Here is a 26956-nt window from a genome sequence, read left to right as displayed (position 1 = left end):
AGACGATCGCCCCAAAATGAAAGCATTTAAAATTGTTTCCCCATGATCATCGCCACCAACGTTACAAAGAAGTTTTCAAAACTCACCGCGCTCGATAACGTGAGCGTCAGCTGCAATAAAGGACACGCCATTTCGCTCATTGGACCAAATGGTTCAGGTAAAACCACTCTTATTAAATGCCTGCTGGGAATGGTGGTGCCCGATAGTGGCTTTATCACCTTTAATCAAAAGAATATTGCCCATAACTGGCAATACCGGTCTGCCATTGGTTATATGCCACAAATAGGCCGTTACCCGGAGAATATGACGATTGCGCAGGTGCTCGATATGATGAAAGACATTCGCAAACAAACCGCCGTACAGTTGGATGAAGAGCTTATTCATTTGTTCAAACTGGATGGCATGCTGCATAAAAGAATGGGCACGCTCTCCGGCGGCACCCGGCAAAAAGTAAGCGCCTCGCTGGCCTTTTTGTTTAATCCCGATGTATTGATACTCGATGAACCTACTGCCGGTCTCGATCCTTTATCGACCGAAATACTGAAAGAAAAGATCAGGAAGGAAAAACAGCAGGGCAAACTGATACTGATCACTTCGCATATATTAAGCGATCTGGACGACATTATTACCGAAGTGATCTATATGGAAGAAGGTAAACTGAAGTTTCATAAATCGCTCGATCAGTTACAGCTGGATACGGGTGAAAAAACCCTGTCACGCGCCATCGCGCATGTAATGCAGGCCACTGGCATATAAAACTACTACCATGAAAAAGATCATCAAATACGTATTGCTCGATCTGTTGCGCAACCGCATCATCATTGCCTACACCCTTTTTCTGGCAGTGATCTCGCTGAGTGTGTTCAACCTCGAAGACAATCCCTCTAAAGGCATCCTGAGTTTGTTGAACCTGGTGTTGATTATTGTGCCCCTGGTGAGCATCGTATTTTCAACCATCTATGTTTACAATGCCGCCGAGTTTATTGAACTGCTGGTATCGCAGCCCCTGAGGCGTGTCAACATCTGGTTAAGCATCTTTACTGGTTTGGCTTCCTCTGTGTGCATGGCCTTCCTGGTAGGTTGTGGTATTCCGGTGCTCATTTATGCCCCCGGCGACACCGGGCTTATGATGACGGCCATGGGCCTGCTGCTGACCATTGTGTTTGTAGCCATTGCCTTGCTGGCATCGGTGTTAACCCGCGATAAAGCAAAAGGAATTGGGGTAGCTATTTTATTATGGTTCTATTTTACACTTATTTTTGACGGCATTGTATTGTTCCTGTTATTCCAGTTCATGGATTACCCGATGGAAAAACCAATGGTCGTGTTCAGTTGTTTAAATCCTGTAGACCTGGCGCGCATCCTGATACTGCTGAAGCTTGATATGTCAGCTTTAATGGGCGCTACAAGTGCTGTATTCCAGGATTTCTTTGGTAATCAAGGGGGTATAGTAGTAACAATAGGAATTATGCTGGCCTGGGCGGTAACGCCCCTGTGGTGGTCAGTAAGAAAATTTAATCGAAAGGACTTATGAAACCGGATATAAGAGATAGAGCCGACATTCAACAATTAGTAGATACTTTTTATACAAAAGTGCGGGCCGATGAAACCATTGGCTATCTTTTTAATGATGTAGCAAAAGTGAATTGGGAAGCGCATTTGCCCCGCATGTATGATTTTTGGGAAAACATCCTTTTTCAAACCGGTGGTTTTAAGGGCAATCCCATGGCGGCCCATGTACAGCTGCATCAGAGATCGCCGCTTACTGCTGCCCACTTTCAACACTGGTTAAAGTTGTTTTTATCCACTGTGGATGAACTGTTTGAGGGCGACAAAGCTGAGTTGATAAAACAACGGGCGCAGTCCATCGCCACCATGATGCAGATAAAGGTGCACCCCTCCAACGATCCCCGGTCAATAATGTAAGAGAACATCCTTTAATAAAAAGATCCTCCCGATAGCTATCGGGAGGACAAGCTCTTTTGGAAGTTCCCAAAAGGTTGGTTTTCATTGATCTTTCATTGGATCTGGATAGGGTTCTGTAAGGCCATAGGGTGTCGGAGTAAAAACGGGCTTAGGTTGGGGTACTCCAAGGGTGCGATCATTTACGGTTTACATTTTCAAAAGGTTCAGATAGGGTTTAGGGGTTTCAGAGGTATCTTAAGGTCTACTGTGAACTTTTTGCATTCCGCCTTCAGCGTTCGGCCTTTGGCGTTCTGCATATTTCCTGGCTTGCTGATGTAAAAGTAGGGTATGGAACAGGCGGTTTGCAAACTTCGGCTGCTCTGTTTCTATAGAATGACCATATTGTTTAACCAGTGCTAGGGACTAGTACCTATTTGTAAATAACCATTTAGGTATTTCGAGGGGTAACTGTAATAGTTAAAGGCTAAACGCTAAATGCTTTATCCAGCCACTGCCTTCTGCTCCCGGTTCAGCCCACTGCCTTTAAGGGTATTTATTTTTGGCACATTATAATTATTGTCTATATTTATTCTGTAAACGCACCTCTGATTATTAGCATAGCAATTATTTTTTATTACCTCAAACAAATGAGCTATGCAACGCTACAGTCTGCAAAAACACCTCGGGCCCTACACCGTCGACAAAGCATTATTTCTGCGTTTAGAAAGTTATATCAACCGGAATCTTCCCCGTATTCTACTGTTAAACCTCGAGAAGGGGGTAGAAAGGCCACTAAGTGCATTCATCACTGTTACCATTCAAAAAGAACAGGGTAAAGAAAAGTTCGGTTCCATGGAGGATTACGGCTACGAGTTGTTCGATGAAAATATAAAAGAAGTATCCATTGAACTGGTACATAATAATGCCTTCAATTTCTGGGGGCAGAAAGTCATCGTGTTGATTATGACATTTAATCTGGAAAGCGGGTATTGCGATCTGTCAATTGCCCTGAGCGATGAAGAACCCCGCGATAAAGTATATACTATTGAAAAAGGATTAAAAGAAGTTATGAGTCGAAATAAAAAGTCAATTCCCCTGGCAAGGTTTTTTAGGTAAAGTTTTGATTGTGTTGTTTTGATGTTAGCATAAAAAAGTCCCGCTGGTTACGGGATTTTTTTTATGTACAAAGGTGAGCCATCCGCCAGCCGGCGGATGGCTCACCTTTGCTATTATTTAGGTTCCATTCCGTTTTCGATCAGGAACAACAGGTTGGCGCGGTGCGCTTTTGTTTCATCGTTGGTTGAAACGGCGGTGGCCAGTTGCGTTTTGATCTTTTTCAGCGTGTACAACGCCGCTGCTTTTGATACATCATCAAACTGCTGGTTCTTAGGGTCTATCATCGATACCAGCTGACGTACATACCAGGTTTGCAGGTTCTGGCGATATACATTTACGCTGGTAGCAATATCCGCATTAAAGATGCCTTTCTGCAAATCGCCCATCATGCTGGCAACGCTGTACTGATTGCCATATAAACGGCTGTTGGTAATACGTTGCAGCGTGGCGCCATGCAACAGATGTGAAAGAGAACTACCGGTTTGTACTGCCAGTATATTTTCTGTAGCGCGGAAATCATCGCCTGTTACATTTTGGGTAAAGCCACGGCGCTGGGGTTGCAGGTAAGCAAACACCTGGGCGTCTGCATCAAACGCGTCCGGAGCAAAAATATATTTGTTCAGCATATCGATGGCGCGTTTTTGCGTAGCCAGCGGTACGGGTGTATAAGGCTTGTTAGTTGATTTCTGCTCGGGAAAACTTCTGTCGATATAAATACCGCCCACATAGCGGCTAACGGCCGATGCCATGCTAAAACGCTGACCGAGAAGGGTGCCGTAGCGGGTACGTAATTCCGCATACGACTGGCCTTCTTTTGTATATTTCTGCACCAGCTTGCCCATTACCTGGTTCACGATCCTGAAGCGGTCTTCGGCATAGCCAATGGCGTCACTGGTTAATTCGTTAACGTTCACGCGGGGGTCCATGGCTTTACCGGGCGCGCGCATATCGTCGCCGTCGTTACCAAATGCCAGTTTGGGATCGGTGCTACGGGCAATGATCTTTTTTAAACCTGCTGCTTCCTCTCCTTCGTTAAATGGCGTGTAGCCATATTCTATGGCCCACAGGTCATAAGGACCGGCTTTGGTGGTATAGTAATCGCCTTGTTTGCTTCTGTCTGCCGCAATGTTAATGGCAGGGTAATCCATTACAGAACCGATCAACCCGATCCGGTGCGTAAGTTCGGTATTGTTCACTTCGGCGGGTGATAACATCTGGCTGGCTTTCATATTATGGTTCAAACCAAGGGTGTGTCCCATTTCATGCATCACCAGGTAAGTGAGGAACTGTTTGTGCATTTCAACCAGTTCGGCGGTGCTGGCATTGGTGGCATCCAGGATGGTCATACCGGTTAGTAACTGGCTTTTCAGTTCATTGGCCAGGGAGCAATTGGCTTCCTTCTGCGGGTCCATCCCGGCAAATTGCAAACTACCTGTGGCTGCAGCCGGTTTGAATAATTCGTCCAGGATAGGCGTGGCGCTGCCAGAATACCATTCAATGGTGATGTCGGCGCCAATGATCTGCCCTGTCTTGGGATTTACAAAGCTGGGCCCAATTGCGCCATAAGTAGGCGTGGCGGAAGAAACCCAGCGGATCACATTATAACGAATATCGGCAGGGTCCCAATCGGCATCATCGGGCATTATTTTCATTTGAACGGCATTTTTAAAACCGGCCTTTTCAAATGCTTCGTTCCATTTTAAACCTGCGTCCATGATCGTTTGGCGATATTCAACGGGCGTGGTGTTTTCTATCCAGTAAACGATGGGTTCAACCGGTTCGCTCAGGGCTGCAGCCGGGTCTTTTTTCTTCAGATCCCAGCGATGAATAATGTCTTTATAAGGAACCGGGCTGATGCTGGTTTGGTCGTTCACCATTTGCGAGAAATAACCAACCCGTGGGTCGTCGCGCCGGGCATGGAAATCATTCTTCGGCATTTCGATCAGGCTGTGTTGCATGCGAACGCGCACGTAACGGGCATCAGTAATGTCTGTAGTGCCATTGTTGAAGGGCATGGGATTGTCGTAAGCCAGGTCAACTACGATGTCGGAATTATTAGGGAATGAACGCAGGTTGGTGTAACGCGACTTGGCAGGGTTCAGGTTGCCCAGGTTGAAGATGGCAGAGGGTGGAATGCCGGGTGGGAATATTGGTTTTACCGGATCGAGCTTTTCACTGATGAACAATCCATCAGCGCTGATCAGGTATCCATCCGCATCTTCTGACACTGTTTTCTCCACAAGGAACACCGCTTCCGGTTTGTCAACCGTAGCTGTTTTGCTTACCGGGTTGTTGGGGTCGTACCAGAACCGGATGTTCACCTGGGAGAATTCCAGTTTATCGAATGCTTTCTCTATTTTAAAGACCATGGTTTGGCGGTGCATGCTCTGGTTCAGGTACAACTGGTTGGGACCATTAATAGAAAAGCTTTGGTAGATATATTCCTTCCCCAGCTGATTTTTCTTTACATATAATTGAACCGTACCCGTAACTGTGTCCTGGTACAACGTGAACAGGCCATCGTATTTACGGCTGGTTTTTACTTTGTCGCTAATGCCGGCAGGTTTCTTTTTGGTTGTGTCGGTAAGGGGTGGCGCTACGGCGGTCCCTTTTTTATCCTGCGCCCGCACAGCAGTCAGCAACAAACCAGGCGAAAGGATAAGGACCATCAGGAATTTTCTCATATTTGTTTTTTTAGGTACAATCAATTTACTGATGCTTTCAGGTAAGCCCATCGGTTTTAGGATGGAAGCAGGATTTCAGGGATGGAGTCACTGCAAGGCTGTCTGACGGCTAACGGTCTCGGCTAAGCCGGAGCAATCGTGAATCGGCAATAAATTTCGGTGGCCCGGGATCGATTATTGATCTCAAAGTTCGCGAGCCATACACGATTGCCAATTCACGATTCACGGTATTATCATTTTGGTTTTGTAAATTTGTAATACCGCTAAAAATCAGTGAATTAATTATGGGAGTTTGGAGACAATTGCAGGAATATTTTTATTTGAAGAAACGCGACCCGAACGCGCCGCATTCAACCTGGATGCGCTATATGCATGGAATCAACAGGATATCCCTGTTTATGTTCCTGATTGCGATCATTATCATTATTGTAAAGCTGGTGATGATGAAGAAGTAAAACAGGTTACAAGTTACAGCCTGCCCCGCGATAAGGGGCAGAGAAAGCAAGAACTGGCATTAGGGCCCTGGAACTTGAAACCTGGAACCTGGAACTGCTTCTTTTAAGACGAGCTGTTTATTTCTTTTGCAAATAATCTACTATGAGAGTTGCTGCTCTTGCCGACGCATGTCCACCCTGGCCAAGCAGGTGTTGCAAAGCGGTATAGTCTTCCCGCAATTGTTGCTGGGTAGCTTCATTGGTGAGCAGATCATCCAGCTCCCTGCGCAAATTGCCGGGGGTAAGGTCGTTTTGAATTAATTCCTTTACCACCAGTTTGTCCATTATAAGATTCACCAGGGAAATGTATTTCACCTTTATAAGCCGTTTGGCTATCTGGTAGGAGATATTACTGCCTTTATAGCAAACCACTTCGGGAACACCGAACAAAGCCGTTTCTAATGTGGCAGTACCTGACGTAACCAGTGCGGCCCGCGATTGCAATAACAGGTTATACGTAGCATCACGCACCGAAGAAACATTGGGGTAGGTGGCCAGTACGGATTCATAAAAACTGTCTTCCTGACCGGGGGCTTTGGCCACTACGAACTGGTATGCCGGGAATATGCGGCTTACTTCCAGCATAATGGGCAGCTTTTTAAGGATCTCCTGTTTGCGGCTGCCGGGCAATAAGGCAATGATGGGTTTATTGGAAAGGGGCACGCTGCCTGACTGTAGTTGCGCTTCTTCCACCACCTCAATCAACGGATGGCCCACATAGTCAACCTCCCAGTTCCATTTGTTTTTGTAATAGTCTTTTTCAAAAGGCAGGATCACCAGCATTTTATCAATGCATTGTTTCATTTTATGAACGCGGTTCTCCTTCCAGGCCCACACCTGCGGTGAGATATAATAAATAATTTTATAACCCTGTTGTTTGGCCCATTCGGCTATGCGTAAGTTAAAACCGGGGTAGTCGATGAGGATAAGCGCATCGGGTTTGTATTTGGTAATATCATCCTTGCAAAACTGCAGGTTGCGTAAAATAGTGCCCAGGTTTTTAGCCACTTCCCAGAAACCCATGAAGGCCAGGTTACGATAATGCTTCACCAGTTCGCCACCGGCTTGTTGCATTCTGTCGCCACCCCAGCAACGGATCCCGGCTGCAGTATCGGATTTTTTGAGCTCTTTTATAAGATTACTACCATGCAGATCCCCTGAAGCCTCACCAGCTATAATGTAATAACGCATGGGGTAAAGATAGTTGAAAAGTTGACGAGTTGATAAGTTAACGGGTTAACAAGTTGACAAGTTAATCAGTTGAGCAGTTGATGAGTTTCTTCCTGCCTTCTGCCCTCTGCCTTCTGCCGTTTTCGCAACTTCCCTTTCACTATGCGTATACTTATTACAATATGAATTTCAATAACAACGCGCTTATCGCATATATAAGCGTGATAACAAAAACACCTTTGGCCGTTTTATCGCGGTGGGTATTAATGTAAATGGTGAACAGGGCAATATTAAGCACCAGGCAGGGCACCGAAATAGCGGTGATCTGGCTTTTATTAGCTGCTATAAATCCTAAACAATCGCCGATAGTATAGGGATAAAATTTCCAAAAGTAATAGGCTATAAGGCTTAATAAGGGAGCAATAAAGCCCAGCAACATGCCAAAGCGGAGGTTGTCTTTCTTGAACATTACAGTTTCCAGGTTTTTTCGAGCTTATCTTTCAGTTGATAATTGGTAAGGTCAAACTGCACTGGTACAACGCTCACATAATTGTTTTTAAGGGCCCACACATCGGTATCTTTTCCTTTGTCGAAGTTCACAAACTCACCGGTTAGCCAGTAATACTTACGGCCATTGGGGTCGTTGCGCTCAATAAAATCCTCTTCATATTTCGCATAGGCCTGACGGCAGATACGTACGCCTTTTATGAGCTCGGGCGCTACAGGAGGAAAGTTCACGTTCAGCACAGTATGTTTCTCCGGCGTTTTCTTCAACATCTGCTCTACAATGAGCCGGGCATATTTACGGGCGGCGGTAAAATCGGCATCGATGCTGTAATCGAGCAGCGAAAAACCAACAGAAGGAATGCTTTCAATAGCAGCCTCTACCGCAGCCGACATGGTTCCTGAGTAAATAACGTTTATGGAGTGATTGGCGCCATGGTTGATACCGCTTAAACACAGATCGGGTTTGCGGTGCAGGATTTTATCAACCGCCAGTTTCACACAATCAACCGGGGTGCCGGAGCATTGGTAGGCCTCCACCCCATCAAAAAAGGTAGATACGGCACTCAGGCGTAAGGGTTGGCCGATCGTAATGGCATGACCCATGCCTGATTGTGGTTTATCAGGGGCGACAACTACTATTTTACCGAGATCCTTTACTGCCTCTACCAGGTTAGCTATACCCGGTGCTGTTATACCATCGTCATTCGTTATGAGAATAACCGGTTTTGCCTTAGCTGCGTTCTTCTTTTTTGCTTTTGCCATATCTTATAACAAAAATGCTGAAAATTTCTATCAAATGCGTTAAATACACGAAATATGTGCCAGGCAGTAAGTACCGCCAGTCACCTCTTTCGTAATCCCAAAGCCGGTTACTTAGAACGCTTTTATGTCTGGAACATTATAAATATGCACACCATTTTCTGGCGGATGGTTGATGGCAAAATGCAGGGTACGGATCATTTGTTTGATGGTCACCAACCCCTGCTGGCGGCTTTGCTCGCGGGTGGCCGGGAGCAACCGCGCCAGCGTGTACAGGGGCATCAGCAAAACTGGCCACCAGTGGCCGGGTCCCAGTACATACCAGGGCCTGATGAATGAACAACGGGCGCCTGTTGATTGCAGCAGGCCCTCACCGGTTGCCCGTATAGCCCGGTATTCTTTCATAATTCGGCCGGGGTACTGGCTTACGCTGAGGTAAATAACATGCGGCAAATGGTTATCGCTTATTACGGCCGCCGCCTCTTGTACCGATACCAGGTCAATGGTTTCAAAGGCAGCAATTTTAGCGGGCGAGGGGTGGGGCACGCCAATCAGGTGAATAAATACGTCGGTATTCTGTGTGGCGCTTGCATAAGAAGAAGCATCCAGGGCATCGCCAATAACCACTTCGCAGCCGGGCGGCAGCTTGTGTTCCGACCCCTTTCGGGCCAGGGCCTTAATGCGATAATCGCCGGTTTGTAGCAGGGCTGTTATGAGCCGGGAACCGATATACCCGGTTCCCCCCGTAATAAAAATGGTTTGCATGATGTGGAGTTACCTGTATATATACGAAGGTTACTTATAGATGGATTTGTAGCATTCCCCCGTAACAGGCGTCAGCATTCAATTACGGGGTTTTCTTCCCACCGCGGCGGGCTGGGGAAAATTTATGCAGGACGTGGAATATTGGCCGCTTTCCGCTACCTTTGCAGCCGATTAAAACTACTGGTTCTTTTATTGGCTCTATTTAATTGATTACTAATTTGTTATAGCACTAAAAAACCGGTAGAAATTAACTAATCAACTTTGCAACATGGCAGGTCAGTTAAAAGAAGTTCGTAATAAGATCAAGGCAACCCAGAATATGCAGCAGATTACCAAAGCAATGAAAATGGTAAGCGCTGCCAAATTGAGAAAAGCCCAGGATGCTATCATCCAGATGCGTCCTTATGCCCGTAAACTGCAGGAAGTGTTGAGCAACATCGTGAGCAGTGCAGAAGGCGATGCAGGTATGGCCCTGGCAGTTGAGCGTCCTGTGGAGAAAGTGCTGTTGATCGTTATTACCAGCGACCGTGGTTTATGCGGCGCTTACAATACCAACGTAATTAAACTGGCCCGCACTACCATCAATGAAAAATATGCCGCTCAGAACGCCAAAGGCAATCTGACCATATGGGGCATTGGTAAAAAAGGAACTGAATTCTTCCAGAAAAATAAATATCAGGTAAACGATACCTTCAAAGACCTGTTCCTGAAATTGAAATTCGAAAACGTACAGGCTGTCGCCCAGGCTGCTGTAAAAGCGTTTGAAGCCAAAGAATTTGATGTAATAGAACTGGTGTACAGCGAATTCCGCAACGCCGCCATGCAACGTTTTGCTTTAGAACGTTTTCTGCCCATTCCGAAAGTAGAGAAGAAAGATGGCGCCAAGAAGAGCGACTTCATCTTTGAACCCGCCAAAGAAGAGCTGATAGCTGAGCTGATGCCAAAGATCCTGAACACACAATTGTACAAAGCGGTACTGGATGCCAATGCTTCTGAGCACGGCGCCCGTATGACTGCCATGGATAAAGCCAGCGAAAACGCCAACGAGTTATTAAAGCACTATAAAATTTCATATAACCGGGCACGCCAGGCAGCCATCACTACCGAACTTACAGAGATCGTGAGCGGTGCCGCTGCATTACAAGGTTAAAATTTAATAATGGAAATTTCCAACCTGATACCCCATATAGAGGCGTTGATCTTTGCCAGTGAAAAGCCTTTAACAACATTGGAGATCACTGATCTGATCAACCAGGCCTTTGGCTTTATGGAAGATAAGATCACGCTCGATCAGATTGAATCGGCCATTGAAGGTATTTTAGAAAAATACAAGGCTGAATTCTATCCATTCGAAGTGCGCGAAAGCGGTGGCGGTTGGCAGTTCCTCACTAAAAAAGATTTTCATAAAACCGTTGCCCAGTTAAACGGTGATAGATTCCTGAAACGCCTGTCTACAGCAGCGTTGGAAACCTTAAGTATAGTTGCTTATAAACAACCGGTAACAAAATCCGACATTGAAGCTATCCGTGGTGTAAGCAGCGATTACGCTATTCAGAAATTACTCGAAAAAGACCTCATAGTAATAACAGGCCGTAACGAAAATATGCCCGGCCACCCGCTGGTGTATTGTACGTCCAAAAACTTTATGGACTATTTCGGCCTGAACACAACAGATGACCTGCCAAAGCTGAAAGAAGTACTCGATGACAACTTTGTAGCGCCTACTGTTGTTGGTGGTGAATCCGGCGTTGCACCTGCAGAGGGCGAAGCCGAAGGTATCCTGCCTTCAGAAAATGGCGTTTATTTAAATGGAACCGACGTTACTTTCAGTGAAGAAGGCGAAGAAGGAGCAGAAGATGAAGTACAAGCGGCCCTGGGCCAGGAAGTTGAAGGTGAATCAGCAGAGAATGTAGAAGCCACCGAAGGATCATACGAACTGGATACCGATGAAGAAGCCATAGCTGAAGAAGCAGAGGCGCTGGATGAGGAAGCAGATGAAGTGCTGGATGAAATTGCAGAAGAAGGTTTTGACGAAGATGATGCCGAAGCCTTTAGCGAAGAAGAACCCTACATTACACCCGAAGAAGAGGAAGAAGAACCTGAAGGTGACTCCATCTCTTTTGCCGTTGACGACAATGGTGAGCTGATTGAAGAACATCCCGATGAAGAGGAAGGTGAAGAAGAGAATAACGACGGATCTGAGGAAGAAGGCGGAGAAAAGGATGAAGAAGGTGATGAGGATAAAGACGAGGACGAAGAAAAGAAATAACAGCAAAAAACTATATAAACGAGGCGCATTCATTAAAAGATGGATGCGCTTTTTTACTTTTAACAATGTCAACCCTGTCGACTTATTAACTTGTCAACTTATTCTTATATTCGCATACTATGGCACAGCAATTATCCCGGGAATTATTAATCCAGTTGGCGAATGAATACGGTACGCCCCTGTATGTGTACCATGCCGAAAAAATTAAAGAGCAATACGAAAAGCTGCAAACAGGCTTTCAAAAGATCAATGCCCGTTTTTACTACGCCTGTAAGGCGCTTACCAATATTAATGTTTTAAAATATGTGAACAGCCTCGGCGCCGGGGTTGATTGTGTGAGCATTCATGAAGTAAAGCTGGCCCTGAAGGCAGGCTTTGATCCCAAGAACATTCTGTATACGCCCAATTGTGTAGACTTTCAGGAAATTGTAGCAGCCAAGGAACTGGGTGTTAATCTCAATATCGACAACATCTCCATCTTAGAGCAGTTTGGCAATAAGTTTGGCGGCAGCTATCCGGTTTGCATCCGGCTCAACCCTCATATTATGGCCGGTGGTAATTTCAAGATCTCTACCGGGCACGTAGACAGCAAATTTGGTATTTCCATTCACCAGATCAGGCACATCGAGCGCATTGTAAAAACCGCCAAAATGAAAGTGACCGGGGTGCATATGCATACCGGTAGTGAGATCAAAGACATTGGCGTTTTTATGGAAGGCCTCGATGTAATGTTCGAGATCACCTCGCATTTTCCCGACCTGGAATTTATTGACCTGGGTAGTGGGTTTAAAGTGCCTTACCAGCCCGATGATCCGGAAACAGATGTAAATACACTGGGTCAGAAGATGGCCGTAGCTTTCAAGAACTTTGAAAAAGAAACCGGTAAAAAACTGCAGGTTTGGTTTGAACCCGGTAAATACCTGGTAAGCCAGTGCGGTTACTTTATAGTAAAAACAAATGTGGTGAAACAAACGCCGGCCACCGTATTTGCGGGGGTGAACAGCGGGTTCAACCACCTCATTCGCCCTATGTTCTACGAGGCGTACCACCATATTGAAAATATCAGCAATCCCAACGGACCTGAAAGGATCTATACCGTGGTTGGGAATATTTGCGAAACCGATACGTTTGCCTGGGACCGCAAGCTGCACGAAGTGCGCGAAGGCGATTACCTGGTGTTCTATAATGCCGGTGCGTATGGATTTGAAATGTCGAGCAACTTTAACTCCCGCCTGAAACCTGCCGAAGTACTGGTAAAAGATGGCAAGGCGCACCTGATTCGCAGACGCGATGAGTTTGAAGACCTGTTAAAGAATCAAATAGAAGTATTATAAAATTAACCCCGACACTTGTCGGGGTTTTATTTTACATTCATTATCTGAAAGACCTTACCTCATGCCAAATAAATTCATCCAACAATTAAAGAGCCCGGTATTATTCAGGTTGTATTTGTTTTACAAACTGCCTGCGGCATTTTTTTCGGGTGTGCGTGTAAGAGAGATCGATGAACAGCATTGCGTGGTGACCGTTCCTTATAAATGGTTCTCACAAAACCCATTCCGTTCAACTTATTTTGCCTGTTTGGCAATGGCGGCCGAAATGAGTACCGGTTCTCTCGCAATGGCGCATGTATATAAACGAAAACCGCCTGTGAGTATGCTGGTAGTGAAGTTTGAAGCCAATTATTTCAAGAAAGCAACCGGCCGAACCCGCTTTGAATGTAAAGATGGCGCCCTGTTATTGAATACCATTGAAAAGGCTATTGCCACCCGCGAACCTCAAACCTGTGTAACCACTTCTGTAGGTACGAACACGCAAGGTGAAAAGGTAGCAGATTGTTTAATAACCTGGTCGTTTAAGGTGAAAGCGTGAATGGCGAGCCATTCACGATTCACGAAATGGAAACAATAAACAATAAATAATTCTCAATAATGAAGATCGCTTTTCATGGTGCTGCCCGTACCGTTACGGGATCAAAACACTTGCTCACGTTAAGCAATGGCCGGAAGTATTTGCTCGATTGTGGAATGTTCCAGGGGTTGGGACAGGCTACCAATGCATTGAACCGCAATTGGGGCTTTGACCCGGCAGAAGTAAACTTTCTTATTTTATCGCATGCCCATATCGATCACAGCGGGCTTATTCCCAAGCTTATCCGGGATGGCTTTACCGGCAAAATATTTTGTACGCCGGCTACCAAAGATCTGACCGAAATTCTGTTGCTCGATTCTGCTGAAATACAGGAAGACGATGTAAAATATCTGAACAAGAAAAGAGCGGCTGAAAAGCAGCCCTACCTGCAACCCCTCTATACAACGGAAGATGCAGAAAACTCCTTTAAGCATCTGGAGGCGGTGGAATATGGCATATGGTATAAGATAGATGAGTTTGTAGAGTTGATGTACACCGATGCCGGTCACATCATTGGCAGTGCGGCCGTGAACCTGAAAATAAACGAAGATGGCAAGGTTACCCATTTAACCTTCAGTGGCGATGTAGGCCGGTACCGCGATGTGATCCTGCGTTCACCCGCCGTGTTCCCCCAGGCCGATTACGTCATTATTGAATCAACCTATGGCAACAGCCTGCACGAACTGAATGTTACCACGCCCGATCAACTGTTGCAATGGATAGTGAAGACCTGTTTGAAAAAGAAGGGCAAGCTCATCATTCCCGCGTTCAGCGTGGGGCGTACGCAGGAATTGTTATACCATTTGAACCAGCTGGAGCTGGAACGGCGCCTGCCCGATCTGGATTATTTTGTAGATAGCCCGTTAAGCATAAAGACTACGGAACTGGTAAAACGCTATCCCCGCTATTTCAATAAAACCATTCAGCATGTGCTGGAAACCGATTCAGATCCCTTTGGTTTTAAAGGATTGAAGTTTGTAAAAACGGTGCAGGAATCAAAGCTGTTGAACTTTCGTAATGAACCCTGTGTCATTATTTCGGCCAGTGGTATGGCAGAAGCCGGCCGCGTAAAGCACCATATCAGTAATAATATTGAGAACAGCCGCAACACCATCCTCATGACCGGTTATTGCGAACCCGAATCGCTGGGTGGCAGGTTATTGTCGGGCCGGAAAGAAGTGCACATCTTTGGGGTAATGCATGAAGTGCATGCAGAAGTAGGAGCTATCCACAGCATGAGCGCCCATGGCGATTATGAAGACCTGAGCCAGTTCCTGGCCTGCCAGGACCCAAAGCAGGTAAAGCGCCTGTTCCTGGTGCATGGAGAGTATAATGTACAGCAACAATTCAGGCAGCGCCTGTTAAAGAAGGGATTTGTGGATATAGAGATCCCTGAGCAGCACTATGAAGTAGGGTTGACTTAAGTTGATCAGTTAACCAGTTGACGAGTTGACAAGTTAACAAGTTGACGAGTTGCGGAGTAAGAAAAAGGGTAGGAGAAATAAAAGAGAAAGTTGATAGGATTGATATAGTGATGGGGAGGAGGATGAAAGGAGTGAAAAATGAAAGTAGTGAGGAATGTTATATTGTAGCGAGCCCTTTCACGTTTCACGTTTGACGTTTCACGTTTGACGTTTCACGATTTAAACAAAAAACCGCCTCACGGGGCGGTTTTTTAATTCAATAATCTTTGGGTAGTCTCTAAGTAAAATTTAATTCATCTATAGGTCAGATTTTCTACGGTTCTCCTTTCAGATAATGGATCTTAAATTCCTGGTTTTTTCATCGGAACTGGACGTTTAGGGCTTTTTCTCGAGGAGATCTGTTGTTTTTTGGTTTTCATGGATCGTTGGACAAAACGGGTAACTTGGTTTTCATGGATCGTTGGACAAAACGGGTAACTTGGTTTTTCTGGATTGTCAGGCTCCGTGATGCCTGCAGTTACTGGATTCACCCTTTTCGGGTCTTTCGGTTTTTTATAGGAATTTCGATCTTGTAACAAAGATGATTATTCTACACCCTTAGGTCAACTTTATTCGACTAATAAGTAGAAACCTTCGATTTTAGGTGGAAAACTTCGGGTAAATGACGCAAATATCTAATGTGTATAAATTGAACATAAGTGGGTAAGTGGGTAGAGTTGAACGGTTTATTAATGTTACCTTAATATAAATAGTAACCTATTTAACGTACAAAAAGAAACCCCGACGGATTACGTCGGGGCTAACTTCTTATGAAATCCGTATCATGAGCAGGCTGGAGATAAAAATCACACTAGTTTTCAAGAGTGTAAGGATTCCACTTTTTCTTCCGTTTTAAGGATAGGGCTTATTATTGATAACCGTCACAATAAATGCTTTCTACAGATATATTTAGGGTTCTGTGTTCGATTTTGATCTGTAACAAAGATGGTTACGAAGACTGGCAAAGAGAAAATTATTAGCCATTTGGGGTAATAATGCCGGTAAACAGGAAGAAATTTTCGATGAAGTTAGATGATGTTTAAACGCTTTAATACGTCGGGTTTGTGAGCCTTGCTCACCGGGATCTCGTTCCCCTTGATAAACAGGTCATTCTCCCGAATATCGTCTATCTTATTTATATTTATAATATATGAGCGGTGAACCTTGATGAAGGTTTGGCGGTTCACTTTTTCCTCCAGGTTCTTTATCGTATTGTGTGTTATGTACTTTTTGCTATCGGCGGTCACGAATTTCACATAATCACCCATACTTTCAATAAACAGGATGTCGTCATTATTTAAACGGACCAGTTTGCCATCGCATTTAATAAAAATATGATCGGTGGCCGTGCTGCTGATATTGTTTTCACCAGCCGGTGCTGCAGTGAGTTTATTCAGGGCCTCCTGAAAACGTTGATAAGTAAACGGCTTTTTTAAAAAGTCAGTTACATTATATTCAAAAGCGTTATAAGCGTATTCTGATTTGGAGGTGGTAAGTATTACTTTGGGATAATAAGCCAGCTGATCGAGTAGATCAAAACCCGTAGCGCCGGGCATTTCAACATCCAGGAACAATATGTCAACAGAATTTTTATTCAGGTAGTCCAGGGCTTCCTCCACATTGGTAAAATGTCCTTTCACCTGCAACAGCGCACTTTTCTCGCAGCATTTGACCAAATAGTCGGCAGCTACCTGCAGATCCTCTACTATGACACAGGTCCATTTCATAAAATATTGGAATTGAATTCTTTCAACTTATTGTACTCCGATGCGATCAGCTCCTTACTCTCTGCTAATGTAACCACAATTTGCTGATATTCTGACGTTAAATCATTCGAAGAAGTTGCGTTTTGGCAAATATCTTCAAAATCATTACAAATATTTTGAACGAACGGCAAACCTACAAATCCAAACGTTGGTTTTATTTTATGTATTGCCTTTTTTAAGTCAGATATATTATTTGTTTGATAAGCGGTTTTAATGGAATTCAAATCTTCATTAAAATGTGCCAGTGTAGTTTGAAAGATCTCTTCTATATACTGGTAATCATCTTCATACAGGCTATAAAGGTAATCGGCGTCAATGTTTTCGTTGAAAATGAATTTTTTAGAGAAATTTGCTGCGCTCATTGGAAAATAGTTTATCCATTTTTTCGTTAAGTTAGTTGTCCGTAGCTGAGATCCTTTTTGTTCTAATCCAATAACTCTATGAAGGAGAAAATATTATATCTGGTCTACTCTATTTACAGAGATATAGTGCATACCGGCCTGCATGAGGGTGTTTCAAAGGATATGCGCAAAAGGATCATCCGCTTTAACCAGTTCATCATTCTGGCCCTGCTGCTGAACTTCATCTCCGTTTTCTCTTACTTCTACCATAAACTATATATAAGCGCGTTAGTAAATATTACCTCCGCTTATTTTTTCTTACTGGCATTTTATTTTGGTTCAAAACGAAAGCTGGAAACAGGCCGGATCATAGCGGTCGTAAATATAAACCTATATCTCATTGTAATATGTTACCTGGAAGGGTTAAAGGCAGGGGAGTACCTGTTGTATTTCCCCTACTTCGTGGTACTTACGTTTGTGGTGAGCATCAGGCGAAACTTTAAAGAACTGTTATCGGTGTACTCCATCACCGTTATAGCCTCGCTGGCCTGTGTAAAATTGTGTCCGTATGTAAATAACATTCAAATCATCAACGAAGCCCTGTATGCGCAATTATACAGCGGTAACCTGGTTATTTCGCTGGCCATGACCATCATTTTCTCCTATTCCATTTTACGGGTAAATAAAGACAATGAGGTGACCATTCTGCAGGAAAAAACATTTGGCGATACCATCTTCAATACCTCGCTCGACGGGGTATTTATTATTTTCAGCCAGTCGAATATTATAAACAGTTGCAATAAGCGGGCGCTGGAAATGTTTGACGTGAAAGAGAAACATGAAATTGAAGGAACGAATATGGAGAGCTGGTTTGAAGAACATCAGATAAAACAGTTCAACTCAATAAAAGAATCCCTGTCGGGCGAATCACGTCCCTGGCAGGGCGAACTTACCCTCACGGCCAAAACAGGCCGAATTTTTTATGGGTTTGTGAGTGTGGTGCCCTTTACTTATAAAGATACCGGCTACACCAAGATCAGTATCCTGGATGTATCGAATGTGAAGATGGCCGAATTTGAACTTATGAAGGCAAAAGAAAAAGCTGAATCCGCAGCCAGAACAAAATCGCGCTTTCTCAGCAACATGAGCCATGAGTTGCGTACCCCGCTGAACGGCATCATTGGCGCTTCTAATTTATTGCTGCAGGAAGAACACCTGAATACCCAGGTACAACACCTCGATATCCTTAAGTTCTCATCAGAGCATATGATGATGCTCATCAACGATATCCTGGATTATAATAAAATGGAAGCCGGAAAAGTAGAGCTGGCCGATGTGCCGGTGAACATAAAAGAGTTCATGCAAAAACTGGCTTCGCAGTTCTCGCCCCAGATAAAATTGAAAGGACTGGAGTTTAAGATTGATATCGACGACCGGCTCGACCTGGAATTTTATACCGATGAGACCAGGCTGAACCAGGTGCTGAGCAACTTGCTGGCCAATGCCCTTAAGTTCACTCACCAGGGTACCATTACCATGGCGGTGCGAAAACTGTTTTCGTCAAGCACCAAATCAACCTTGCAGTTTATAGTAATGGATACCGGCATCGGTATTCCTAAAAACAAACATAAAGAGATCTTCGACAGCTTTACCCAGGCCGATGTAAATACTACCCGCAAGTATGGTGGAACCGGTTTGGGGTTAGCCATCACCAAGCGTATAGTGAACATGTTCAACAGCGACCTGTTGCTGGAGAGTGAAGAAAACAAGGGCAGTGCGTTTCACTTTACTGTTGAGTTGAGGATCTGTGAGAACCGGAAACGCTACATGGAGGACAATATTAAAAACCTCGATTCGCTGGAAGGCATCCGCTTACTGATCGCAGAAGATAACCCGGTGAACCTGTCGATTGCTAAAAGATTTCTTACCAAATGGGGCATTCAAGTTAGCGAAGCAACCAATGGCCGCGAAGCGCTGGCCCAGTTTAAAAAAGGCACTTTCGATCTGTTGCTGATTGATCTTGAAATGCCCGAAATGGATGGCGCAACGGCGTTAAAGGAAATACGTAAGATTAACACTTCAATCCCCGCCGTTGCTTTTACAGCTGCGGTATATGATAATATGCAGGCCGATCTGCTGCAAAAAGGCTTTACAGATTTCATACACAAACCATTTAGACCGGAAGAACTTCACTCGAAGATTTCTTATTTAGTCTCTGCCTTGCGAGCATAAGTGGGCGAGGTAAAAAGCAGGAAGTAAGAAGAGCCCGCAGGGCGACTTTAATAGTAGAGCCTTAGGATCGGGTCTTTGGGTATTACCGCGCGCGAAGCGAAAACTACGTCGCTGTCTCGGCTAAGCCGAGATCAACTCGTCAACTGATCAACTCGTCAACGGGTCAACTGGTGGTAAACTACCACAGAGAGCATCTCCCTAAAAAGTACCAGATTTATCCAGGCAGCCACTGCCATGATAAGTTCTAACCCTGTTTTTACTGAATTGGTAAGTAATTTTTTGAATGTAGTAGTATTCCTTCGTGTTTTATTAAACAACCTTTGTATCTTGCATACCTGTTCAATTGTATAGCGTAGTCAGTATTAGCCGAAAAAACAAAGCCATGAGAAAGATTCCAGTGAATGTTTCTTCAATCAATTGTAGCCTGCAGTCGTTTCAGGCAATGGAGGGAACCAATCAATCTTCAGGTTTCCAACATTTAACAAGCCGGTTTTTTTGTAATCCTATTCTAATTACTGCTGTAAATACCTGTCGTTTACCAAATAAACCGAGGTAATACCAACCGGACTTTTGACAAGTCTGAACCCCATTGAACGCCTATCCTAAACAGTTTTATACCGAACGATAATTCAATTTATCATACATCTTTTCCGGGTAAAACATAGCCGCAGCAATCCACCCGGAATCAACTACGGTTGCTGCATAATTTTCTCATGTGACTCGCAGCCCTTATTCTTAAGGGCTGCCTACTTTTTTTTAGGGGGTATATCAACCCAGTAAGCAAGTCAATATCCCAACATTGATTCTAACATTTCCTTAAGTATACTTTCACAAAGCCTTATAAGTCGGCACGTCCTTTTCAACGTAAATTATAATGGGTGATTTAAACACAAAAAGGAGGAGCCGATATGAGAATTTTAAAAACAATACCAGTTCTTATTGTTCCTATTATACTGGCGGTTAGCTGTGCCGCGCCCGCATACGTTGAAAAAGACAAGACAGCCGATTTCAGCCGGTATAAAACCTATGCATGGATAGAGGGCGATAAAAAGGCTGATAAGGGTCGGCATACAGACCTTATGCAAAAGCAGGTGCAGGATGCGGTGAATGCAAAATTGCGAAAGGAAGGCTGGCGCGAAGACAACAAACGACCGGATGTATTGGTGAGCTATGATGTGCTGGTAGAAAAAACTACCCGTGATGTGTCGAATCCTGTTTACTCAGCGCCTTACAGTCGTTTATTTTATAACCCGTTCTATCGCCGGTGGGGAACTATTTATTATCCTTCCACCGTCATGGGATACGATTATAATACTGCGGAAGTAAGAGAAGGTACGCTCACCATTACCATGGTAGACGCCAACACTGACAAAACCGTTTGGCAAGGCTGGTCAACCGATGATGTAAACAGCCGGCGGCTTACCCATAAGGAGATTCAAAGCAGTGTGAACGCTATCTTTCGCAAGTTTGATGTGGCGAAAAAATAGTATCGGGAACTGGTGAAAAAAGAAAAGCCCCCCTATGCATCGGGAGGCTTTTTTATATAAGAGTGTTAAGCTTATTGATAGTTCAAATGCAATTCAACACGTCTGTTTTTAGCGCGGCCTTGTGGCGTTTTGTTAGGCGCGATTGGTTTTGAATCACCAAAACCCTGTGCAGTGATGCGGCTTTCAGCAATACCTTTTTTAATAAAGTAGTTCTTAACAGCAGTGGCACGTTTTGCAGAAAGCTTTAAGTTGTTTTCCGGTTTACCTAAATTATCGGTGTGGCCTTCAATGCTGATCTGCAGGGCAGGGTCGGCTTTCAGTACCTTAACAACCACGTCTAATTTGGGGTAAGAAACTTTCTGGATGATGTCTTTACCAGACATATAGTAAATGGCCGTGGCAGCAATAGCTACTTTCTTCACAACATCCTGTTTAATTTCGGGGCAACCACCGTTGGCTGGTTTACCAGGCGTAGCAGGACATTTATCTTCTTCATCGTTAACGCCATCGCCATCCGTATCAGGAATAGGGCAGCCATTGTATTTGGCAATACCGGCAACTGCAGGACATTTATCTTCTTCGTCGTTGATGCCATCGCCATCCGTATCAGGGATAGGGCAGCCATTGTATTTGGCAGTACCTGCAACATCAGGACATTTGTCGTTCTTGTCGGCAACGCCGTCTTTGTCTTTATCTGGACAGCCAGCCAATGCTACTTCACCGGCAACATCAGGACATTCGTCTTTTTCATCAACGATACCATCGTTGTCTTTATCGTGGGTAACTTCTTTAATAACTTCAACGTTCTTTACAACAGTATCAACCCGGTTTTCAACAACCTTTTCTACTTTAACGGCTTCTGCTTTGGGCTCTTCTTTTACTTCCTGTTTCGGTTGGCTTCTGTGTCTGTGTGTTCTAACCCGTTGATAGATCGACATGGTAAAACCTAAATGCACATCGGCAGAAGTAACGTTCTGTTTCCCTAACATGTTGCTCAGGATGGTACCTGAACCCAGGAACAGGGGACCAAGACGCATACCTGCACCCCAGGCTGCTTTCTTGTTGAGTGTATTGTAATATAATGGCGTATAAAGGCTGAACCATTTTTTCTCTAACCGGGGAGTTACAGTGAACGTAGTAGCATATTGTGCTGAAGTCTGGTTCTTATCCCGGTTAATGAGGTTTACAATAGTACCTGCGTTAATGAACAGGCGTTTGTAAAGATGGTAGTCTGCATCGAAACGGAAAGTAGCAGGCAGTTTCACTTTCATTTTATCTGCATGCGCATAGGACTTAAGAATGCCCTGGCTTTCGAGGCGGGTAAAATACTGGTCAAAATCTTCGCCATCTTTTTTGTCCAGGTCGTTGGTTGTTTTACCTGTAGCGTTTGCAGAATAACTGTTGCCATGTTGGGAGTTTTGATAACTTACCGATCCGAGATCGTTTAAAGAAGCGTTTACCCGCAACTTATAAGGCGTTTGATCGTTGGAGAGCCAACTGCTGGTTTCGGGTCTCCATTCGTAGCTGAAGCCCACGTCGAAACCCAGGCCATGGTTATCGGATGCTTTTTTCAACACATCGTCGAAATTATCATCCACACCATCCAGGTTTTTGGAGTAACGTACGTTCACGTCACCTTCGAGCTGGTTAATGATATCGTTCTTGGCAATATTTACCGCCAGTTTATTTGAATACAGGGAAGCGGCAGCCAGTCCCACAACATACTTACCGGTAATACCCATTTTCAACAGGTGGTGGGGAGCGCTCCAGATAATCCGGCCATAGGTTAAGCCGGCTTCAGCAAAAGCATGCGCTTTTAACTGCAGCTTATCTTCCTGAATGGGCTGGTCATAAATGCCATCATTGCCGTTACCGAAATAACGGAATGTTTTATCGCTGAGGTTAAATTCATTGATCAGCGTACGCGCACGGGTATACAACCCAACGCCGCTTTTTTTGCCTGAAGTGAACATGAAAGAGGGTCCAAGGATCTCTGTATTGAACCACAGGTTCTTTTTGTCGGCATTAGCTGATTTGAAATAATCTTTGTTTTCGGTGAGGTCTGAAAAATCGAACTTTTTAAACTTGTCATTTTTCAGTTCATAAGCATTGTTTCCCGCAACGGTGCTAAGGGAAAAAAAGTTTATGTTCACTTTGTACTTACTGGCAGCTACAGAGGCAGGGTTTTGCAACATGCCGTGAATACCGGAATAATTGTCGTACGGATACCCGATAAATGATTGAGATAAGCCAAACAAGGGTACGCAACTTATCAGGCCTAGCGCAAGGCTTTTTTTCATGACTTGGGAGTTAAGAGTTAGTTAGGCGGTTAAATTATAGGGTTAATGTTATAATTAAAAGCGCCGCAAGGTAATTTAATTTGTGAAAAATAAATGGTTTATATATTATATAAATCAATTTAGCATTGGTCAGTAGTGTATTTTGTTACTGGCAGTTAGGCAATCGTGTTGGAATACCCTTTTTCGGGCACTGTCAAACGGAAAAACAGGCCTTCTATTGTATTGATATTGCATTCATTTACCGCTGAAGACCACTCTATATTAGTATTTGCCGCATGTTCAAATGCGTGAATTTTACATGCAGGTAATGTGTATCCGAAAACTGGAAAAATTGCATAGATGGTACTTTCTTCTTACTTTCGGACCTCCTTAGATCAATAACCTCCCTGAGCAACACAACGTTCCTCTAAAACAATACCCATAATCGTATGAAAGCCTTAACACAACCGGTATCCCGGCAATACCTGAAACTATTTCTGAAAATTATAGTGATCTCGTTATGGGCGCTGTGTATTTTATCAGCGGCTATAAAATGAAAATAGCGAGTCCCTCCCGATGCATCGGGAGGGCTTTTTGATATAAATTCTTTTAAATATTATATTCCTGCCATTATTATCCCCCTAAGGATGAACGTGCTTCATATTCATATATCGACATGATATATACATGGAATGAATATGCGAAGCATGGAAAACGCATTACTTTTAGCGTTGCATCACTGACCCTAACCCTGGATCGAAGAAAGCCCTTTGCGACTAAACATTTGCACTACCGGTAATAACATTGGTAGTGGTTGCCCCCATTTGACTAATATTTTCTTCTTACTTCCAGCCGCCATTTATCAATGACCTGTTTGATTTAAAAAATCAAATACCCAACCCATTTAAAACAATTCCGTACGTATGAAGAATTTTACACATCCGGCCCTAACGCCCTGGCTAAGGCTATTTCTGAAAGTTATTATTTGCACACTATGGTTGTTGTGCATTGTTTCGGCAGCCATCTCGCGCGATTTGCCGCTGCCGCATTTGGGGCAGAACCCGGCCGATATAACGGTTTGCGCCGGTTCAAACCCAACCTTTACCATTGGTACAATTACAGGAACCAGTGGCACCACTACCATTCGATGGGAGGTAAGTGTTGACGGCGGTGGCAGTTATAGCACTGTCACCAATGGGACCAGTTATAGCGGCGCTACTACTACCACTCTAACTGTGCTGAACGTATCCAAAATAGTGAACGACGGGCGCAGGTACCGGTGCGTGGTAACTGATGTCACAGGTTCATCTTTTTCCAATGCCGCTGTGCTTTCTGTAAACGACACGCCGGCTGTTTCATCAGTTACAAGGGCTACAACAGTGTGTGAGGGCGCTACCGGCTCCGGTTTAAAGGTAACCAATGACCCAGCACTCACCTATCAATGGCAGGTGAGCACCAATAATGGAGTTTCGTGGAGTAATGCAAAGGCTGCTGATGGTTATACCGGCAGTACTACCAATGACCTTACCTATCCTGTAGCTACATTGTCAATGAATGGTTATTTATATCGTTATACGGCTACCATTACCGCAACTGGTTGTAATGCTACCAGTGTTGCGATGGATACGTTCCGGGTATTGTCGGCACCAGTATTTCCTACTGGTGGTGAAGTTAAATCATCAACCATTTGTCCGGGAGGAGATGCCATCTTTACTGCAAACCCTACGGGTGTAACTGCCATGGTCTATCAATGGCAGGTATTACAATTACCCGCCACGGATTTTACCGACGTGAGCGATGGCGCCGTTTATAGCGGTTCACAAACCAAAACCCTGAACATAACCGGTTTTCCCGGCGCAGCCGGAACTTCCTGGAATGTGCAGATAGTGGCCAGTTATCCGGGCACCAAGGGTTGTGCGCAATCCAGTTTTGCCGGATTATCTATACGTACTTTGCCGGCAATACCGGTTCAACCAAAAGATACCACGGTTTGTGCCAACAGTCCTGCCGGTTTTAGAGTTATTGCCAGCGGTAGCGCCACGTTAGCTTATCAATGGCAAACTGACAACGGTACCAGCGGTGCTACCTGGTCGAATGTAAGCAGCATTGTTACTGTACCCGCTGCACCCCCCAATACGCTTCAATTAGGACCGGTTACGCTGGCCATGAATGGCTACCGGTACCGGGTAACGGTGAGCAACAGTTGCGCGCCCCCGGCTACTTCTAACGAAAAAATACTCACCGTTCGCAGATCTGGCACCTGGCTGGGTTATAAAGACACCAAATGGGAAGAAGCCCAGAACTGGTGCGGCGGTGTACCTGATAATACCATCGATGTGCTGGTGCCCAACTGGCCCTCGAGAATGCCGAATATCAGTGATGGAACCGGTACCGCTTATTATAAAAGTCTTGAAATTGAAAATACTGCCCGCCTTACCATCAGCGGCGGTACGGTCAATAACATGACTGGTCCGTTTAATTTACAGGGAACGGTAGCGTATACAGCTACCCGCGATCAATATATATATCCCGCTGACCATGGCTCGCTGGAGATAAATGGTACGGGTAATAAGATCTTGAGTACTGGTGTTGCAATAAGCCATAACCTGGTATTGGGCGGTTCAGCCAAACTGGTTACCGGCGCTAATATCCTTACTATGAAAACAGGTAGTAATCCTGTTGTAGCCAGTGCGTTTACCGACCCGGCCACCAGTTGGATAGTTACCGGCAACGGGAGCACCGGTGCAGCCAATACCGGTTTGGGTGGCTTACGTATTGAACAGGTAGATGCAGCCGATGGCGCGGTATTGTTTCCCGTTGGGCCTACTCCGGCTGCTTATAATCCGCTTCAGTTAACCAATGGCGGCGCGGCAGATCATTTTACCGTTGCTGTCAATGACCAGCGGATCCCCGGCGGTGTGTACAATGCAGGCGTGAACCGTACATGGCTGGTGTCGGAAGCAGTAACTGGTGGTAGTAACGTAATGCTTTCTCTGAAATGGCAGGGCAGTGAAGAACAGGCTTCTTTTGACAGAACACAATCACAGATCATCAGGTCGAACGGAACATCGATCGTAGAATCAAGTTCAAAAGCGCTGGCCAGTGGTACTAACCCTTATGCCCGTGCAGATGGGGCCTTTGCCGTACTTACTCAATTCAGTGTGGCCAGTCAGGCAGTGGTGCTGGCAACGGAGTTAAGTTCATTCACCGCACAAAAAACCGGGAATGCAGCGGTAGGCTTATCCTGGAAAACAACGGCTCTTTCATCGGAAAGGTATTTTGATGTGCAAAGATCGGCCGATGGGGTTCACTTTGTAACGCTCGCCCGGGTAAATGGGGAAACCAGTAGAACTGCTTATAACTATAACGACAATTTACCGGGTACCGGCATTATTTATTATCGTTTACTGGTAATGGATCAGCAAAATGAATTGGTGCGAAGCAGTATACAAACGGTATTACTGAATAGCAGCAACCAGGTTCAACTGAGGCCTTCTGCTACTGCCGGCGCCATAACAAATGTATATATACAAGCTTCAAAACAATCGATAGCCAGCCTGTTTGTAACCGACATCGCCGGACATATTCATAGCCGCCAGTCGTTAGCGGTAAATAATGGTGAGAACCTGGTACCGATCTGGATAGGTAACCTGGGTAAAGGTGTATATTATGTGCATGTGAAAAATGGAGATGGAAGCACCAGTGTGTTAACGCTGCTGAAGCAGTAAATAAGTGAAATTTGGAGATATAAAAAAGGCTGTCACATTGAAGTGACAGCCTTTTTTCTTTTGTAAATGAAGTAAGAGGT

General features: G+C 44.7%; 21 protein-coding genes. 13 read left to right on the top strand and 8 right to left on the bottom strand.

The window, feature by feature from the left end; genetic code table 11:
* Window positions 1–42: 42 nt before the first annotated feature.
* The 4 genes from ACJ751_RS28005 to ACJ751_RS27990 all read left to right on the top strand — a co-directional run bounded on the left by ACJ751_RS28005 (window position 43) and on the right by ACJ751_RS27990 (window position 3021).
* Window positions 43–756, top strand: coding sequence for an ABC transporter ATP-binding protein (locus tag ACJ751_RS28005; RefSeq protein WP_407748845.1), 714 nt, complete (start codon window positions 43–45; stop codon window positions 754–756).
* Window positions 757–766: 10 nt separating this feature from the next.
* A complete protein-coding gene (locus ACJ751_RS28000) occupies window positions 767–1534 on the top strand; it encodes an ABC transporter permease (protein WP_407748844.1) in 768 nt (255 codons plus the stop codon).
* Window positions 1531–1926: a group III truncated hemoglobin gene (locus tag ACJ751_RS27995; RefSeq protein WP_407748843.1), complete on the top strand. Its 396-nt coding sequence runs from the start codon at window positions 1531–1533 to the stop codon at window positions 1924–1926. Before ACJ751_RS28000 ends, ACJ751_RS27995 begins: the two co-directional genes overlap by 4 nt.
* Before the next feature lie 633 nt (window positions 1927–2559).
* On the top strand, window positions 2560–3021 hold the full coding sequence (locus ACJ751_RS27990; protein ID WP_407748842.1) for a hypothetical protein: 462 nt from the start codon (window positions 2560–2562) through the stop codon (window positions 3019–3021).
* A 113-nt stretch (window positions 3022–3134) separates the two neighbouring features.
* On the opposite strand, the gene ACJ751_RS27985 is transcribed toward ACJ751_RS27990, so the two are convergent.
* The gene (locus ACJ751_RS27985) at window positions 3135–5705 is read right to left on the bottom strand and encodes a zinc-dependent metalloprotease (RefSeq protein ID WP_407748841.1); all 2571 of its coding nucleotides are present in this window, start codon (window positions 5703–5705) and stop codon (window positions 3135–3137) included.
* A 284-nt stretch (window positions 5706–5989) separates the two neighbouring features.
* On the opposite strand from ACJ751_RS27985, the gene ACJ751_RS27980 reads away from it, so the two are divergent.
* The gene (locus ACJ751_RS27980; protein ID WP_407748840.1) at window positions 5990–6160 is read left to right on the top strand and encodes a DUF6728 family protein; all 171 of its coding nucleotides are present in this window, start codon (window positions 5990–5992) and stop codon (window positions 6158–6160) included.
* Between the two features lie 117 nt (window positions 6161–6277).
* Here ACJ751_RS27980 and lpxB read toward each other — a convergent pair whose 3' ends face one another.
* The 4 genes from lpxB to ACJ751_RS27960 form a co-directional block, all read right to left on the bottom strand.
* Window positions 6278–7390, bottom strand: coding sequence for a lipid-A-disaccharide synthase (gene lpxB, locus ACJ751_RS27975; protein ID WP_407748839.1), 1113 nt, complete (start codon window positions 7388–7390; stop codon window positions 6278–6280).
* Between the two features lie 154 nt (window positions 7391–7544).
* Complete coding sequence (locus ACJ751_RS27970; RefSeq protein ID WP_407748838.1) at window positions 7545–7838, bottom strand: hypothetical protein; 294 nt, start codon at window positions 7836–7838, stop codon at window positions 7545–7547.
* Window positions 7838–8638, bottom strand: a complete 801-nt coding sequence (surE, locus tag ACJ751_RS27965; RefSeq protein WP_407748837.1) for a 5'/3'-nucleotidase SurE — start codon at window positions 8636–8638, stop codon at window positions 7838–7840. Before surE ends, ACJ751_RS27970 begins: the two co-directional genes overlap by 1 nt.
* 111 nt (window positions 8639–8749) lie before the next feature.
* The gene (locus ACJ751_RS27960) at window positions 8750–9400 is read right to left on the bottom strand and encodes an NAD-dependent epimerase/dehydratase family protein (RefSeq protein WP_407748836.1); all 651 of its coding nucleotides are present in this window, start codon (window positions 9398–9400) and stop codon (window positions 8750–8752) included.
* Window positions 9401–9668: 268 nt separating this feature from the next.
* On the opposite strand from ACJ751_RS27960, the gene atpG reads away from it, so the two are divergent.
* From atpG to ACJ751_RS27935, 5 genes are all read left to right on the top strand, one after another.
* On the top strand, window positions 9669–10550 hold the full coding sequence (gene atpG, locus ACJ751_RS27955) for an ATP synthase F1 subunit gamma (RefSeq protein ID WP_407748835.1): 882 nt from the start codon (window positions 9669–9671) through the stop codon (window positions 10548–10550).
* Window positions 10551–10559: 9 nt separating this feature from the next.
* Complete coding sequence (gene scpB / locus ACJ751_RS27950; protein WP_407748834.1) at window positions 10560–11669, top strand: SMC-Scp complex subunit ScpB; 1110 nt, start codon at window positions 10560–10562, stop codon at window positions 11667–11669.
* A 119-nt stretch (window positions 11670–11788) separates the two neighbouring features.
* Window positions 11789–13003, top strand: a complete 1215-nt coding sequence (gene lysA / locus ACJ751_RS27945; protein ID WP_407748833.1) for a diaminopimelate decarboxylase — start codon at window positions 11789–11791, stop codon at window positions 13001–13003.
* Between the two features lie 61 nt (window positions 13004–13064).
* Window positions 13065–13541, top strand: coding sequence for a DUF4442 domain-containing protein (locus tag ACJ751_RS27940; RefSeq protein WP_407748832.1), 477 nt, complete (start codon window positions 13065–13067; stop codon window positions 13539–13541).
* Between the two features lie 59 nt (window positions 13542–13600).
* Entirely contained in the window at window positions 13601–15004 is a 1404-nt protein-coding gene (locus ACJ751_RS27935; RefSeq protein ID WP_407748831.1) for an MBL fold metallo-hydrolase RNA specificity domain-containing protein, read from the top strand.
* 1067 nt (window positions 15005–16071) lie between these two features.
* Here the strand turns inward: ACJ751_RS27935 and ACJ751_RS27930 are convergent.
* Complete coding sequence (locus tag ACJ751_RS27930; protein WP_407748830.1) at window positions 16072–16770, bottom strand: LytR/AlgR family response regulator transcription factor; 699 nt, start codon at window positions 16768–16770, stop codon at window positions 16072–16074.
* Window positions 16767–17171: an Hpt domain-containing protein gene (locus ACJ751_RS27925; RefSeq protein ID WP_407748829.1), complete on the bottom strand. Its 405-nt coding sequence runs from the start codon at window positions 17169–17171 to the stop codon at window positions 16767–16769. The genes ACJ751_RS27930 and ACJ751_RS27925 overlap by 4 nt, the downstream gene beginning before the upstream one ends.
* Window positions 17172–17249: 78 nt before the next feature.
* On the opposite strand from ACJ751_RS27925, the gene ACJ751_RS27920 reads away from it, so the two are divergent.
* On the top strand, window positions 17250–19382 hold the full coding sequence (locus ACJ751_RS27920) for a response regulator (RefSeq protein WP_407748828.1): 2133 nt from the start codon (window positions 17250–17252) through the stop codon (window positions 19380–19382).
* Window positions 19383–20290: 908 nt separating this feature from the next.
* Window positions 20291–20869 carry a DUF4136 domain-containing protein gene (locus ACJ751_RS27915; protein WP_407748827.1) on the top strand — a complete coding sequence of 193 codons (579 nt, stop codon included), beginning with the start codon at window positions 20291–20293 and terminating at the stop codon, window positions 20867–20869.
* Between the two features lie 71 nt (window positions 20870–20940).
* On the opposite strand, the gene ACJ751_RS27910 is transcribed toward ACJ751_RS27915, so the two are convergent.
* Window positions 20941–23169 (bottom strand): DUF5723 family protein, encoded by a 2229-nt coding sequence (locus tag ACJ751_RS27910; RefSeq protein WP_407748826.1) that lies wholly within the window; start codon window positions 23167–23169, stop codon window positions 20941–20943.
* A gap of 902 nt (window positions 23170–24071) precedes the next feature.
* Here ACJ751_RS27910 and ACJ751_RS27905 point away from each other — a divergent pair.
* Window positions 24072–26876: a T9SS type A sorting domain-containing protein gene (locus tag ACJ751_RS27905; RefSeq protein ID WP_407748825.1), complete on the top strand. Its 2805-nt coding sequence runs from the start codon at window positions 24072–24074 to the stop codon at window positions 26874–26876.
* The last annotated feature ends 80 nt before the right edge of the window (window positions 26877–26956 follow it).

It is taken from the genome of Niastella sp., from assembly GCF_045805085.1.
In the GTDB taxonomy this organism is placed as follows: domain Bacteria; phylum Bacteroidota; class Bacteroidia; order Chitinophagales; family Chitinophagaceae; genus Niastella.
This window is presented reverse-complemented; position numbering and strand designations above follow the sequence as displayed.

What these genes read in the sequence shown, in the direction of transcription:
- ACJ751_RS28005 (WP_407748845.1), top strand. Translation starts at nt 43, where the DNA reads ATGATCATCGCCACCAACGTTACAAAGAAGTTTTCAAAACTCACCGCG.
- ACJ751_RS28000 (WP_407748844.1), top strand. Translation starts at nt 767, where the DNA reads ATGAAAAAGATCATCAAATACGTATTGCTCGATCTGTTGCGCAACCGC.
- ACJ751_RS27995 (WP_407748843.1), top strand. Translation starts at nt 1,531, where the DNA reads ATGAAACCGGATATAAGAGATAGAGCCGACATTCAACAATTAGTAGAT.
- ACJ751_RS27990 (WP_407748842.1), top strand. Translation starts at nt 2,560, where the DNA reads ATGCAACGCTACAGTCTGCAAAAACACCTCGGGCCCTACACCGTCGAC.
- ACJ751_RS27985 (WP_407748841.1), bottom strand. Translation starts at nt 5,705, where the DNA reads ATGAGAAAATTCCTGATGGTCCTTATCCTTTCGCCTGGTTTGTTGCTG.
- ACJ751_RS27980 (WP_407748840.1), top strand. Translation starts at nt 5,990, where the DNA reads ATGGGAGTTTGGAGACAATTGCAGGAATATTTTTATTTGAAGAAACGC.
- lpxB (WP_407748839.1), bottom strand. Translation starts at nt 7,390, where the DNA reads ATGCGTTATTACATTATAGCTGGTGAGGCTTCAGGGGATCTGCATGGT.
- ACJ751_RS27970 (WP_407748838.1), bottom strand. Translation starts at nt 7,838, where the DNA reads ATGTTCAAGAAAGACAACCTCCGCTTTGGCATGTTGCTGGGCTTTATT.
- surE (WP_407748837.1), bottom strand. Translation starts at nt 8,638, where the DNA reads ATGGCAAAAGCAAAAAAGAAGAACGCAGCTAAGGCAAAACCGGTTATT.
- ACJ751_RS27960 (WP_407748836.1), bottom strand. Translation starts at nt 9,400, where the DNA reads ATGCAAACCATTTTTATTACGGGGGGAACCGGGTATATCGGTTCCCGG.
- atpG (WP_407748835.1), top strand. Translation starts at nt 9,669, where the DNA reads ATGGCAGGTCAGTTAAAAGAAGTTCGTAATAAGATCAAGGCAACCCAG.
- scpB (WP_407748834.1), top strand. Translation starts at nt 10,560, where the DNA reads ATGGAAATTTCCAACCTGATACCCCATATAGAGGCGTTGATCTTTGCC.
- lysA (WP_407748833.1), top strand. Translation starts at nt 11,789, where the DNA reads ATGGCACAGCAATTATCCCGGGAATTATTAATCCAGTTGGCGAATGAA.
- ACJ751_RS27940 (WP_407748832.1), top strand. Translation starts at nt 13,065, where the DNA reads ATGCCAAATAAATTCATCCAACAATTAAAGAGCCCGGTATTATTCAGG.
- ACJ751_RS27935 (WP_407748831.1), top strand. Translation starts at nt 13,601, where the DNA reads ATGAAGATCGCTTTTCATGGTGCTGCCCGTACCGTTACGGGATCAAAA.
- ACJ751_RS27930 (WP_407748830.1), bottom strand. Translation starts at nt 16,770, where the DNA reads ATGAAATGGACCTGTGTCATAGTAGAGGATCTGCAGGTAGCTGCCGAC.
- ACJ751_RS27925 (WP_407748829.1), bottom strand. Translation starts at nt 17,171, where the DNA reads ATGAGCGCAGCAAATTTCTCTAAAAAATTCATTTTCAACGAAAACATT.
- ACJ751_RS27920 (WP_407748828.1), top strand. Translation starts at nt 17,250, where the DNA reads ATGAAGGAGAAAATATTATATCTGGTCTACTCTATTTACAGAGATATA.
- ACJ751_RS27915 (WP_407748827.1), top strand. Translation starts at nt 20,291, where the DNA reads ATGAGAATTTTAAAAACAATACCAGTTCTTATTGTTCCTATTATACTG.
- ACJ751_RS27910 (WP_407748826.1), bottom strand. Translation starts at nt 23,169, where the DNA reads ATGAAAAAAAGCCTTGCGCTAGGCCTGATAAGTTGCGTACCCTTGTTT.
- ACJ751_RS27905 (WP_407748825.1), top strand. Translation starts at nt 24,072, where the DNA reads ATGAAGAATTTTACACATCCGGCCCTAACGCCCTGGCTAAGGCTATTT.